Annotated in this window: 15 protein-coding genes; 10 read left to right on the top strand and 5 right to left on the bottom strand. The window is 40.9% G+C overall.

All coding sequences use genetic code 11. The features are described from left to right. Positions 1–77 precede the first annotated feature (77 nt). On the bottom strand, positions 78–314 hold the full coding sequence (locus CH377_RS08990) for a hypothetical protein (RefSeq protein WP_086446703.1): 237 nt from the start codon (positions 312–314) through the stop codon (positions 78–80). A 6-nt stretch (positions 315–320) separates the two neighbouring features. Then, on the bottom strand, positions 321–914 hold the full coding sequence (locus CH377_RS08995; RefSeq protein WP_100723647.1) for a hypothetical protein: 594 nt from the start codon (positions 912–914) through the stop codon (positions 321–323). Positions 915–1,173: 259 nt separating this feature from the next. On the opposite strand from CH377_RS08995, the gene CH377_RS09000 reads away from it, so the two are divergent. The 4 genes from CH377_RS09000 (at position 1,174) to CH377_RS09015 (ending at position 3,049) form a co-directional block, all read left to right on the top strand. Next, a complete protein-coding gene (locus CH377_RS09000; protein WP_100723491.1) occupies positions 1,174–1,407 on the top strand; it encodes a hypothetical protein in 234 nt (77 codons plus the stop codon). A 150-nt stretch (positions 1,408–1,557) separates the two neighbouring features. After that, a complete protein-coding gene (locus CH377_RS09005; protein WP_100723492.1) occupies positions 1,558–1,911 on the top strand; it encodes a hypothetical protein in 354 nt (117 codons plus the stop codon). Between the two features lie 88 nt (positions 1,912–1,999). Further along, entirely contained in the window at positions 2,000–2,257 is a 258-nt protein-coding gene (locus tag CH377_RS09010) for a hypothetical protein (RefSeq protein ID WP_125172154.1), read from the top strand. A 162-nt stretch (positions 2,258–2,419) separates the two neighbouring features. Beyond that, on the top strand, positions 2,420–3,049 hold the full coding sequence (locus CH377_RS09015) for a CDGSH iron-sulfur domain-containing protein (RefSeq protein WP_100723494.1): 630 nt from the start codon (positions 2,420–2,422) through the stop codon (positions 3,047–3,049). A gap of 11 nt (positions 3,050–3,060) precedes the next feature. On the opposite strand, the gene CH377_RS09020 is transcribed toward CH377_RS09015, so the two are convergent. From CH377_RS09020 to CH377_RS09030, 3 genes are all read right to left on the bottom strand, one after another. Continuing rightward, the gene (locus CH377_RS09020; protein WP_100723495.1) at positions 3,061–3,261 is read right to left on the bottom strand and encodes a hypothetical protein; all 201 of its coding nucleotides are present in this window, start codon (positions 3,259–3,261) and stop codon (positions 3,061–3,063) included. 155 nt (positions 3,262–3,416) lie between these two features. Next, positions 3,417–4,877, bottom strand: coding sequence for a bifunctional ADP-dependent NAD(P)H-hydrate dehydratase/NAD(P)H-hydrate epimerase (locus CH377_RS09025; RefSeq protein WP_100723496.1), 1,461 nt, complete (start codon positions 4,875–4,877; stop codon positions 3,417–3,419). 1 nt (position 4,878) lies between these two features. Continuing rightward, positions 4,879–6,033, bottom strand: a complete 1,155-nt coding sequence (locus CH377_RS09030; RefSeq protein ID WP_100723497.1) for an LIC_12708 family protein — start codon at positions 6,031–6,033, stop codon at positions 4,879–4,881. Positions 6,034–6,394: 361 nt separating this feature from the next. On the opposite strand from CH377_RS09030, the gene rimP reads away from it, so the two are divergent. The 6 genes from rimP (at position 6,395) to rpsO (ending at position 12,473) form a co-directional block, all read left to right on the top strand. After that, a complete protein-coding gene (gene rimP, locus CH377_RS09035; protein WP_243401993.1) occupies positions 6,395–6,820 on the top strand; it encodes a ribosome maturation factor RimP in 426 nt (141 codons plus the stop codon). 2 nt (positions 6,821–6,822) lie between these two features. Further along, complete coding sequence (gene nusA / locus CH377_RS09040; RefSeq protein WP_100723498.1) at positions 6,823–8,190, top strand: transcription termination factor NusA; 1,368 nt, start codon at positions 6,823–6,825, stop codon at positions 8,188–8,190. 69 nt (positions 8,191–8,259) lie between these two features. Continuing rightward, a complete protein-coding gene (gene infB, locus CH377_RS09045; protein WP_100723499.1) occupies positions 8,260–10,911 on the top strand; it encodes a translation initiation factor IF-2 in 2,652 nt (883 codons plus the stop codon). A gap of 7 nt (positions 10,912–10,918) precedes the next feature. Next, the gene (gene rbfA / locus CH377_RS09050; RefSeq protein ID WP_086446695.1) at positions 10,919–11,272 is read left to right on the top strand and encodes a 30S ribosome-binding factor RbfA; all 354 of its coding nucleotides are present in this window, start codon (positions 10,919–10,921) and stop codon (positions 11,270–11,272) included. After that, positions 11,229–12,155, top strand: a complete 927-nt coding sequence (gene truB / locus CH377_RS09055) for a tRNA pseudouridine(55) synthase TruB (RefSeq protein WP_100723500.1) — start codon at positions 11,229–11,231, stop codon at positions 12,153–12,155. The genes rbfA and truB overlap by 44 nt, the downstream gene beginning before the upstream one ends. A 51-nt stretch (positions 12,156–12,206) precedes the next feature. Then, positions 12,207–12,473, top strand: coding sequence for a 30S ribosomal protein S15 (rpsO, locus tag CH377_RS09060; RefSeq protein WP_100723501.1), 267 nt, complete (start codon positions 12,207–12,209; stop codon positions 12,471–12,473). Positions 12,474–12,475 lie beyond the last annotated feature (2 nt).

Here is a 12,475-nt window from a genome sequence, read left to right on the forward strand (position 1 = left end):
TCCTATATCATAAAATTCAAATCTCTACAATTGAATTTTACATTTTACTTTTGTAGGAATTCCAACATCGATTTCCCTTAGAGCGGTAATCTCGAAAACTCCGCCTTTAATTTCTGCAAGTCCCCCAGAAGATCGTTGGGTGCGGGGCGAATATTTTTAGCCAATTGAAGAGCGTTCTCGATCAGATCCAAGATCAACTTTTTCTCAGTTACCGCCCTGATCTTAGGCATATGGCTCCAATCCTTTTTGAATAAGGAAGCTTTCTCGTCTACAATTGCGACTATCTTGTTTAATGCTTGGATCTCTTCGTTCATAATATCTCAAAAATTAGGAATTTCTAAAGAAACGGTTTCAGCTTTACGGAGAATTTCTGCATGAAAGGATCTTTTTTTCCCGCCCTGGAAAACATTGCTAATATTATTCAAAATTGATTTTTCCTGAGTTTTACATTCAGGAGGAAGGTTAGAAAGACGTTCGGAAGAAATTTCATATCTGAAAAAATTCGTACTTCCAGGTTCTAAATTTTTAGAAGCCAAGGTCCAAGAATCTTCCAGACAATTCAGATCTCCACTTTTAATATGAACTTTGATCTTATCCTCTTCATTCGGAAAAGATAAACTTTCAGTCCCTTTGTTTTTCAGAAAAAGAAAGAAGATTGGAAAATCCTTTGAATTCTCTTTACTGGAAGAAAGGCGATAACTCACAAAACCGGAAGAAATTTCCTTAGATTCAGTCTGACCAGTGAAAGCCAGAGGATTCAAAAGTTTGGCAACTACTGAAAAAATAAAGAGTAATAGTATAACATCAAAAAATAGGATCAGCTTGGAACGGTTATTTGATTTGCCCGTATCCTTACTCTTACGCAGGAAATCTTGGAATTCTTCCGGAGAACGGGAATGGTAACCTTTACTCATTATAGATATTCCTGGCCCTTTTTCCATACATTACTTTTTCGTAGAAAAGATTGCAAGCATTCCTAAGAGAAATGATGAGACTTGGTTTAGGATTAACTACCGGTCAAAATAGTCGAAAAAAGAAAAATTAACGGAATGTCTACCGTCAATATTGACGATTCTTCGCAAATTGATAGGCTATTGGACTCGTTATAGGGAACAGAGACGGACATGATTTTTTACGAATGCCTTGCAATATACGGTTTATGAGGAATTTTATATGAGCGATAACCCTTTCGAGACAGGAAAAAAATATAGAGTTCTCGAGTCGTTTAAATTTGGTTCCTATGATTTTCAGCAAGGTGATATTTTAATATATAGAAGCGGTGGATTTAGTCGTTACGATGATTGTTATCTTTTCGAATTTGATGACATGTCCGGTAATCGAAAAGTATGCAAACTAGCACCAGAATTCGAAGGACGAGAAATAGTGCCTTTTTTTGAAGAAGTTTAATCGAAGGCATAAAGATACAGATGAGGAAACTGACTGTTGTCGAAGATGAGGTTAGGGTAGTTTGAAACAATTTGAAGTTATGGAATATTAGAAATACAAAAATTCTCCAAACAGGTTTGAACCATTGGGAAATTTAAAAGGGTATCTAAAATGAATCACGATACATGTAAATTAATTAATTATAAAACTTTAAAAATAGGGAATATAGAACATGCAGCTTTTGAACGTATTCATCAGTTTCTTGAATTCGAGAAATTTATAGTTTACATTATTGCTGCAATGCGAAGTGACCTTGAATATCCTCTCGAATATGATGGAGGGAATCTGTTTTGTATTAGTAAAGAAACTATAAAAATACTTTGGCAAGAGAAACATAAAGGTTATACTGAAATATGGAAGGAAAATAATCGAGATGATGTGGTCATGGCATTTCATTTTTCCGGTTATAAGGTAATATTGGACTTAGCAACAGGAAATATTCTGAATACCATATTTGTAAAATGAAAGACGTAGAATTAGTAGACTACAGAATCCTGAAAATATTGGATATATCTTTGTCTTGATGCATGGATGGGCGATTTTAAGAATAAGTATGGAAAACATAAAATCTGCAATTCTTGGCCCAGAGTATGATCAGAATTTGCGGAAGAAATTAAGAGACGTTATCATCTCATTGCAGGCGAAAATCGGCGAAAGTTCTTGGGGACTTGCAGGCAGTCAGGAAATCTTTAAAACTGATGCAATATTTCCTGAAACAATACTGCATATTGAAGCTGAAACATATGTTGGTCTTTCTGTCACTGGTGACGCAGAATTAGTAGATAAGATCGCAGATTTGATAAAACGATAATTTTCTATACTACTTTTCATACTATATACTCTGTTAATGATGGAATGTATTCGATCAAGAATTCAGGAAGAAAGATTTATGCTAAGGAAACAAACTGGTCTTTAAAAAGCTTGCTCTCCCGTCTTTTTTAATGGAAAATCCACCTGAGGCAAAAGTAATATCATGGAAATCGTAAAAGGAAAAGAAGCCACTATTCTTTTCGACGGCAAGAAATGTATTCATTCTCGCAATTGTGTGCTTTCTCGTCCCGACGTATTCGTTCCGAATGTAGAAGGAGAATGGATTTATCCTGATAAAGCGAGCGTAGAAGAGATTAAATCTTTGGCCTTAAATTGTCCATCCGGTGCGATCCGTTTCGAGTCGAATGATCCTTCTTTCAAAGAAACTCCTCCTCCTGTGAATGTTTTGAGAGTAAGAGAGAATGGGCCTCTTGCAATTCACGCGGATATTGAATTAGAAGGAGTAGAAAAACAATATAGGCTTACACTATGTAGATGTGGAGCTTCTACTCATAAACCTTTTTGTGATGCAACTCATGTGAGTATTGGATTTACTGCAACCGGAGAACCCCCGATCCAGGAGTCTCGACCTTTGCCGGTCCGAAATGGAATTTTAAAAATAGATCCTACTAAAAACGGTCCTTTAAAGGTGAATGGGAGTTTAGAAATTTGTTCTGGGACTGGAAAAGTAACGAATAGGACCATTGAAACTTACCTTTGTCGCTGTGGTGGTTCTTCGAATAAACCTTACTGCGACGGAACGCATCGTAAGATCAAATTTAAATCCGAGTAAAGGGATCTATATCACACCCATTTCATTTTGCGTAACCATAGATAAACTGTCCAGATCATGGTTATAGCAAATATGATTAGAATCGGGAAACGATATTGAAGGAAAAAATCACTGAAATAAGCTCCGACCAAAACATAGGCGGAAGCCACACAAAGTTTAAATATTATAAATTCTGCATTTGACCAACTTGTTTCTGCTTTAAAAAAGTTCATAAATAAGATCTCCCTCTCTTATTCTGAGAATAGAGTGTGGTTTTCAATCGGTCAAGCGTAAGGCTGTCATTCCGGGATTGATATATATTATACAGATTACCTATAAGCAAGTCAGGCGACTTCGTACATCTGCGGGAGATTAAACACTGCGTATTTTACACAAGTAACGTTCTTACTTTTTTCCGAATCCTGCTAGCAGTCGGATATCCTTTACATAATTCTGCGCAATAAAGCATTAAACTTTGAGAAAGTCTGACTGATTCTATCATATCCTCTCCTCTGGATAAGAAAAATGTTAGAATTCCTACAAGTAGATCTCCAGTTCCCATGACAGCTAGTTTTGGTTCTTGGAATTCCCAGAAATAGGAAATCCCTTTCGGAGAAAATAAAATGGAAACCGGTCCTTTTAAAAGAAGATAACAATTCTTTTCTTTTGCCCAAACGGATGCGTCTTCCAGTGCAGAATAAACACTTGGATATTTTTTTCCGGAAATAACAGACCATTCCCCTAAATGAGGAGTGAGTATTGTGTGAGGGCCTAAATGTTTTTCATCTAAATATTTAAGAGCACCGGCGTCAAAGACCAGAGTTGTTTCTTTAGAAAATGAAAAGTGAGGAAAATCGGAAGAAGCGAGTCCTGGTCCGACACATACCACACTTGCCTTTTTCAGAAAGGGATAATCAGTAGGTTTTTTGGAAGTTTCTAACCCGGAAACCATGAAAGACGGATCCTTTTTCAGAATTTTTGTGAGGGTAGTTGCAGAAGGAGTGAGTATTTGGGAAATTCCTCCTCCTAATTCCTGGAATGCAAGTGCAGAAGATAAAATTGCTCCCGACATTCCTTCTGAGCCGCCAACAAATACTGCGGATCCGTTTTTATATTTATGAGAATCTTTTGCTCTGGCAAGTTTAGAAACTAATTCTTCTCTGCTTGCTCTTGGTAAAAGATATTTGGATGTCTGAAATTCTTGCCGGACAAATCCGATTGGATGAAATGATTTTTTCTCTTTGGATAAAGGATAGAATACATTTTTGATTTTAGGGGATCCGATTTCCGCTAAAATATCTGCGGCAAACGGGATTTTTTCGTCCGGAGAATATCCGGAAACGGCATCTATGCTCAATACCAATAAAGAATCTTTTAATCTTTCTTTGGCAGCCTGGATTTTTGCAATAATATCGGAAATTTCCCCTGACAAAGGGCCCTTGAATCCCGTTCCTAAAAGAGAATCTACTAATACTTCTCCTGGATTTACAAGATCACTCTTGAATTTTTCCAAAGGAAAATTCGGGATCTTAAGTTCTTCTGTTAGATTTTTATAATATTTTGTTTCTTCAGAAAAATTTCCTTGTTTGGAATAGATCTCGACCTTGAGACCTTCTGCTCTTAAAAATTGGGCTAGGGCGTATCCGTCCCCTCCATTGTTCCCGGAACCGCAAAGTATAATGATCTTCTCTGCGGCTCTGAAAACTCCTTCCCAGGTTTTGAAGATGGAAAGTGCAGCAAATCCCATGAGCAAGGTGCCCGAAATTTTTCGTTCTCGGATAGTTTGCTCGTCTAGGAGTTTTGCTTCTTCTTCGCTGAATAAAACCTGGAAATCAGGAGATTCGCTCATTTTATTTCCATTTATGGATCTCTAAATAACCGGATCTGATTTTCATGGAATAGATTTCGTCGTTTGTATCCATCCAAGTTTCTCTCCATAATCCGCGAGGTGGAGGGTAGTTGAGTCGGATATTATTTACATGATTCCCATCTTCGTCGTGAACTTGTAATCGGATCGAATTTCCTTCTTCTACTTCTGTTTCCCAGATGAAGAAGTTATCATTGTTCAGGACCCAATATAATGTTTCGGAAGGATCTTGGATCTCTTTGATCGGAGTGATCCTTTTGTCTTTGAGTTCATATTTTATGATCTTTCTGTTTTTGAATCTTCCGGATTTAGTTTCGTAAAAGCTAAAGGAGCCGAGCACATACTCTCCGTCCGGATGTGAGATAAAAGAGTCCACATACCAAGTGTATGCTTCGCCCTGATTCAAAGAATCTTTGAAATCGGAACCTTCTACCTTTTGTTTTAATTTTCCGGACTCGTCAAAAATACTAAGTCTCATCACTCCATTTTGTCTATGGAAGACGAATAATAGATCGTTATTCCCAGCTTCCATTCTTTCTACGTAACCGAATGGAATAGAACCTCCTACTCCATCCGCGTAGATTGTTTGGGAAAGTTTTCCGGAATCATTTATTTTTAAGATCACGGAAGGAACCGCTTCTTCCGCTTCCGTACGAAATTCTCCGGATTTTTTTGTATAAATGTTTTCGGCTACTTTATCTGACTTTGCATCTTCTCTGGAAATTCTGGACTGAACATAGATATCATCTCCGTCAGAAACGGTAACCAATCCGATTCTACCTAATTTAATATTATAAGTTTTGACTTTGTCCTGTTTTTCTTTGGAGTTTCCGATCACAAACTTTAGATCTCCGTCAGAATTGAATGCTTTGATCAGAGATTGTTCAAAATCCGGAACGTAAATCACTCCGGAAGCAACTGCAACTTGGTTCGGAACATTTGTCGGAACCCGATTGACTATGCTAACTTGTAATTCTTTTAAATCTTTTCCTAATTTAACTCTTCCGTATAGATAAGGATTATAATCATCCACCCGGAATTTGGAACAAGCTCCTATCACTAAGATGGAAGTTAAGAAAAATGGAAGGTATTTGCGGACAGATGAGGTCCAAATTTTGAAAGTAAAAGAATTTTGCATGGTTCTAATAAAAACCCGAGCCTATTTTTGGTTTGCCCGGGACATTTCGTTACTATCCTTCTTTTTAGTATATGAAAACAAGCAATTTCGCTCGTATCAATAGGATGGCTCGGAACTAGGCGTATTTTTTACTTTACACTAGGGTAAGCCAAAAATATTTTGAATGAATATCGGGAACCACCCATTGAATGTATGGGAAAAACCTAAAAAATTCGGAGATAATCCGTTTTTGTAGGTTGTTTTTTCCTCTTTTTTGAGGCAAAACGAAGCGGTTCAGAGACTCTCTGTAAGGCCGGCATTGACAGTCAGTAAAGAAGTTATCGAAACGATCTTAGATCGAATCCTTCTCACTCCCGTCAAGCTGTATGCACTCATGGTTAGCCAAAGGCCAAACCATACGCTGATCGAGGTAGAGTTGGATCACCTCGAACACCCGTACGGTTCCGTCAGCCTTCTGGAATGTGAGCAAGTTTCCAGAAAACTGAATGAAGAGTTGGAGCAGATCTCACCAGATCTGAACTATACTCTTAAGGTTTCTTCCGCAGGTGCGGAAAGAAAACTGGTGATTCCCGAGGATCTGGATAGATTCCGTGGAATACCGGTCCGACTCGTCTATAAGTCAGAAGGGTCGGGCGATAAAGAAGGAATCTTTAAGATTCTGGATAGGAAAGAGGACAAGATCTTTTTAGAACTGTTTTCCAAGAGGAAAACAAAAGGTGCTAAAAAAAAGGAAGTCATTCTGGAATTGAAGGATATACTGAAAGGAAATTTGTACGTAAGTATTTGATTATGGCAGTTAAGAAGAAAGAAGTCGAAGTCAATCTGTTGGAAGCGATCCAGCAATTTTGTGCCGACAAATCCTTAGACAGGGAAGCCGTGATGGGAGTCATTCGTGACTCTTTGATTACCGCGTACAAAAAGAAGTCGGGCATCGAAACTCTTGAAGAAGAGGAAAGTCCGATCAAGGTAGAATTTGCTTCCTCCGGAGACGGAGAAAATGTCGTTATAGTTGTATCCCGCAAAGTTGTAGAGGCTTCGCCTGCAAACGGTTTGGAAATCTCCTTAGAAGATGCTAAGGCTATTTATCCTAACGCAACCGAGGGAGAGGTTCTGGATTTTAGAGAAAAGCCGATGGAGCTTTCCAGGATCATTTCATCTCAAGCAAAACAAATGGTATTCCAACGTTTGAGAGATATGGAAAAAGAACTTCTGTATCAGGAATACAAAGCAAAAGAAGGCGAACTGACTCACGGATATTTCCAACGTTGGAAAAAAGACGCTATGTCCATCGATCTTGGTAAGGTCGAGGGAGTTATGCCTAAGCGTGAGCAAAACCCCGGAGAAAAATATCATAGCGGGGATCGTCTAAAAGCAATCATACAAAAAGTTGAACTTCGTCCGAGAGAACCGATCCCAGTGATCACTCTTTCCAGAGCATCTGCAGACTTTGTTCGTAAACTTTTCGAAATGGAAATCCCAGAGATCTACGATGGACTCGTAGAGATCGTAAACGTGGCTCGTCAACCTTCCATTCGTACCAAAGTAGTGGTGTATGCTACCAGAGGAGATATTGATCCTGTGGGAGCCTGCGTTGGTATGAAAGGGGTTCGTATCCAGTCCATCGTTAGGGAATTAGGAAACGAAAGAATAGATATCGTTCAATACTCTTCGGATCCGACAGAGTTTATCGCAAACGCGATCTCTCCGGCAAAACCTTACGATGTAAAGGCAGATTCCGTAGGTAGAGAAGCAATGGTAATCGTTCCTGAAGAACAATTATCTCTTGCAATCGGGATCAATGGTTCCAATGTAAAGTTGGCTTCACAGTTAACCGGATTTAGGATCGATATCAAAACAATAGCCCAGTATAACGAAGAGTTTTCTTCTCCGGAAGCGAGAGAGAGATTGGATAAATTATTTAGTCCTCCAGTTGCTAATACGGAAGAAGAAGACGATGGAGCAACTGCTCTAGAAGATTTACCTGGACTTTCTACCCGATTGATTGGCCTATTAAGGAGCGCAGGGATCAATAACGTCGAGACGTTGATCGAGATCAGCCAGGATGACTTGGCGAAACTCCCCGGTATAGGACAGACTACTGCCGCACAAATCCTTAGGATATTGGCGGAATCTGTAGAGTGGGTGGAGGAGAGCTGATCTCTCAATTTTGAGAGTTTGGGCTTAGGACCCGTTTTTAGTACATCGCGTACTTGACCAGGACATTATATGGAAGAAAAGAATAAATCAATCAAGGAAAAGCTCCAGGGCTCTGCTTCTGCTTCTGCTTCTGCTGACGCAAGTAAGAAGAAGAAGCTGGTTATCAAAAAGAAGCCGGACGAAAAAACGCCTTCTACTTCTGCAAAGAAAGAGGCCCCTACAGATCCAGCTCCAAGCAAACCGGCTGCTGCAGCTTCCTCCTCTCCAAGCACTCCTAAAAGTTCTACTCCTCCTAAAAAAGAACCTCTCTTTCCGGAACCAAGCACTCGCCAAGAGCCTCCAGTTCCAAGATCTGCTCCTCCTGAACATATTTTAGGAGAAGGTAGACCTCCATTCCAGAGAGAAGACAATAATATTATAGTATCTCGTCCAAATCAGAGACCGACGTTCCCAAACCAAAATCGCGAGGGCGGCGGAAATTACCGAGGCAATCGTTCTGACGGAAACCAAGGTTACCAAAATCGCGAAGGTGGTGGTTACCAAGGTGGTCAAGGCGGCGGATACCAAAACCGTGAAGGCGGTGGCGGTGGATATCGCGGAGGCCAGGGTGGTCAGGGCGGTGGCGGTTACCAAGGCGGTCAAGGTGGCCAAGGCGGTGGCGGATATCGTGGAGGCCAAGGTGGACAGGGCGGAGGATTTCGTGGTGGTCCAGGTGGCGGCCAAGGCGGTGGTTTCCGAGGAGGCCCAGGCGGTCAGGGTGGCGGATTTAGAGGCGGCCCTGGAGCAGGAACTCCACCTCCAGGTTTAGGACCTGTAGAAGGCGGAAGAGGTGTTCCTTCCGGCAAAAAACGTAATGATAAAGATAGAGGCGGAAGACCAGAGGGATCAGAAGGTTCTGAAAACTCTAGATTCTTCAGACAGAATTACAAAAAACAAAAAGTAAGCGGGCCGACTGGAGTTTCCGTACCGAAAGAGATCACTCTTTTGGAGAATGTCCAAGTAGGAGAACTGGCTAAGAAAATGAATCTTAAGCCGGGAGATGTCATCGGAAAACTCATGAAAATGGGAATGATGGTGACCATCAATAATATCATCGATGCAGAAACCGCATCGATTCTCGCAGATGAATATGGTTGTAAGGTAAAAGTAGTTTCTCTATATGAAGAAACTCTAATCGACGAAGAAAAAGACAGTCCGGAAGATTATATCCATAGACCTCCTGTCGTTACCATCATGGGTCACGTTGACCATGGTAAGACAAAACTATTGGATACTATCCGTAAGTCTTCCGTCATCGATACCGAGTCCGGTGGAATTACACAACATATCGGTGCTTACCAGGTAAAAACTTCCAGAGGGGAAATTACCTTCTTGGATACTCCTGGTCACGAAGCATTTACCTCTATGAGAGCAAGGGGAGCTAAGGTAACGGATATCGTGATCTTAGTGGTTGCTGCTGACGATGGAGTAATGCCTCAAACTTTAGAAGCATTATCTCATGCTAAAGATGCAAAAGTTCCTATCATTGTTGCAATCAACAAAGTGGATCTACCTGCTGCAAATCCTGATAAGATCATGCAAGAACTTGCTAACCACGGACTCCAATCCGAAGAATGGGGCGGAGACACTATGTATTGCAAGATCTCTGCGAAAGAAAATATCGGGATCGATAAACTTTTAGAATCAGTACTTCTACAAGCAGAAGTTCTGGATCTGAAAGCGAACCCTAAACGTAGAGCAAAAGGTACAATCGTTGAGGCGAAACTGGATCCGGGTCGTGGAGCAGTTGCAACAGTTCTTATCCAAAACGGAACTCTAAGAGTTGGAGATCCGTTTGTAGCCGGCGTATTCTCCGGTAGAGTTCGTGCGATGTACGATGATTACGGTCATCTGATCAAGGAAGCGGGACCTGCTTTCCCTGTTCAGGTAACTGGACTCGACGGAGTTCCTGATGCAGGAGCACCTTTCGATTCCGTGGAAGACGAAAAGGAAGCAAGAAACATCTCTCAACACCGTATCGAATTCGAAAGAATCGGAAACGCAGGAGCTGCAGGTTCCAAAGTTACTCTGGAAAACATGAACGAGTTCATCAAACAGGGTGCATTAAAAGAACTGAAAGTAATTATCAAAGCAGACGTTCGTGGTTCTGCAGAAGCGATCAAGGAAGCTCTTGAAAAACTTTCCACTTCGGATGTAAAACTGAACGTAATTCAGTCCGGGGCGGGAGCTATCGTGGATATGGACGTGATGCTTGCATCCGCTTCTAACGCGATCGTAATCGGTTTCCATGTTCGTGCGAATCCTAAAACAATTGCACTCGCTGAGAAAGAAGGCGTTCAGATCAAATACTACAACATCATTTATCAGGTTGTGGATGAGATCAAGATGGCGATGGAAGGACTTCTCGAACCAGAAAGGATCGAAGAAGTTATCGGAACAGCAGAGATCAGAGAAGTTTTCAAGGTTTCCAAGATCGGAAATATCGCAGGTTGTATGGTTACTTCCGGAAAGATCACAAAAGCTTCCGGTATCCGCGTGATCAGCGATGGAGTCCAAGTATTCGATGGAAAACTCAAGTCTCTTCGAAGATTCAAAGACGAAGTCAACGAAGTGGTGAACAATTTCGAATGTGGTATCCAGTTGGAAAATTACAATGACTTCAAAGCAGGCGACACGATCGAAGCTTATACTGTCACAATAGTAAAACGGAAACTGGAGTAGTGTTAGAGTGAATCCGATCCGTAAAAGGAAAATCGAAGCGGAGACGGTTCGTACCGTCGCCATGATGATCCTGGCCGGGAAAGTTAAGGACCCAAGGGTCCATATGGTTTCCGTTCACAGATCGGAACTCTCGGACGATTCCAAAAATCTAAAGGTGTACGTAACGGCTATCGTAACGGACAAAAAAAAGGAAAAATTACTCGCTGGATTAAATAGTGCCTCGGGTAAATTTGCCGCGACTCTTTCCACAAAACTCAATCTAAGGATCACACCTAGAATGAGTTTTGTTTGGGACGAAGAATATATCCAAGGTTTAGATGAATCCCTCCGACTTACGAGAAAACCAACAAATCCGGACTGAATTCGGATTTCTACTCTTGGATAAACCGATTGGAATGACTTCCTCTGATCTGGTTTTAAAAGCCAAAAAAACTCTCGGACTTAAAAAGGTAGGTCACACAGGTACCTTAGATAAGGCTGCCTCCGGTTTGATGGTGCTACCTGTAGGCACTTCGACAAGTTTCTCCCAAGTATTTTTAGGAAAAGATAAAGAATACGAGGCCGAAGTCCAGATCGGCTTCTCCACTGACTCTGGAGACAGAGAAGGTTTAGTGGTAGAAGATTGGGAAACTCCTAAGATCCAAAAATGGTACCGAGAATCCATGCCTAAATTGGAAGAAATTCTTTCCAAGGTTTCCAGCTGGGAAGAACAGATTGCGCCAGAAGTTTCCGCACTGAAGGTGCAAGGGCAGAGAAGAGCCAAATTATTCAGAGAAGGAATCTCTGTTCCACCAAGTATTCGTAAGATCAAAATATTCGAATTTTCAGCCGGAGACTTCTGCCAGGAAGGTTTCAAATTAAAGACGAGGGTTTCTGGCGGAACGTATATCCGTAAACTTGTTATGGATATAGCCGAAGAAGCTGGGATCCCAATGTGTCTTAAGTCCTTGAATAGGACTAAAGTGGGTAAACTGAAGCTGGAGCAAGCCGATACCTACGAGGCATTATTACTTGGAAAAGCAATTATCCATCCTCCGGAAGAGATTCTGGATATTCCTTCCGTTGAGATCCCAAGTACAGAGGTAAAAGACGTTTTTCACGGGAAAAAGATCAAATTGGATTGGATCCCGGCTCAGGAGTTCCTACTTACCTCTCCGGAAGGAGAGATTTTGGCATATTGCAGGAGGGAGGGACTTCCTGGCAGCCTTTCGTATAAATATTTGAAGGTCTTTTCTAAAAATTAGCTTGGACAGGGGGCTAGGCCCCCGAAAATTGGCAACAGGTACAATCAAACTATGGTAACTACGGAACAAAAGAAGCAAATTATATCCACATTTGCAAAAGGGCAAGGGGACACTGGTTCAACAGAAGTCCAAATCGCTCTTCTAGACGCTCAAATCAAAGATCTTAACGAGCATTTTAAAACTCATAAGAAAGATTTTCATTCTAAAACCGGTCTTCTTAAACTTATCAGCAAGCGTAAAAGATTACAAGAATACCTAAAACGTACTGATCTAGAACGTTATAAAAAATTAATCGAAGCTCTCGGACTCCGCAAGTAAGG

The organism is Leptospira haakeii, from assembly GCF_002812045.1.
Lineage (GTDB): Bacteria > Spirochaetota > Leptospiria > Leptospirales > Leptospiraceae > Leptospira_B > Leptospira_B haakeii.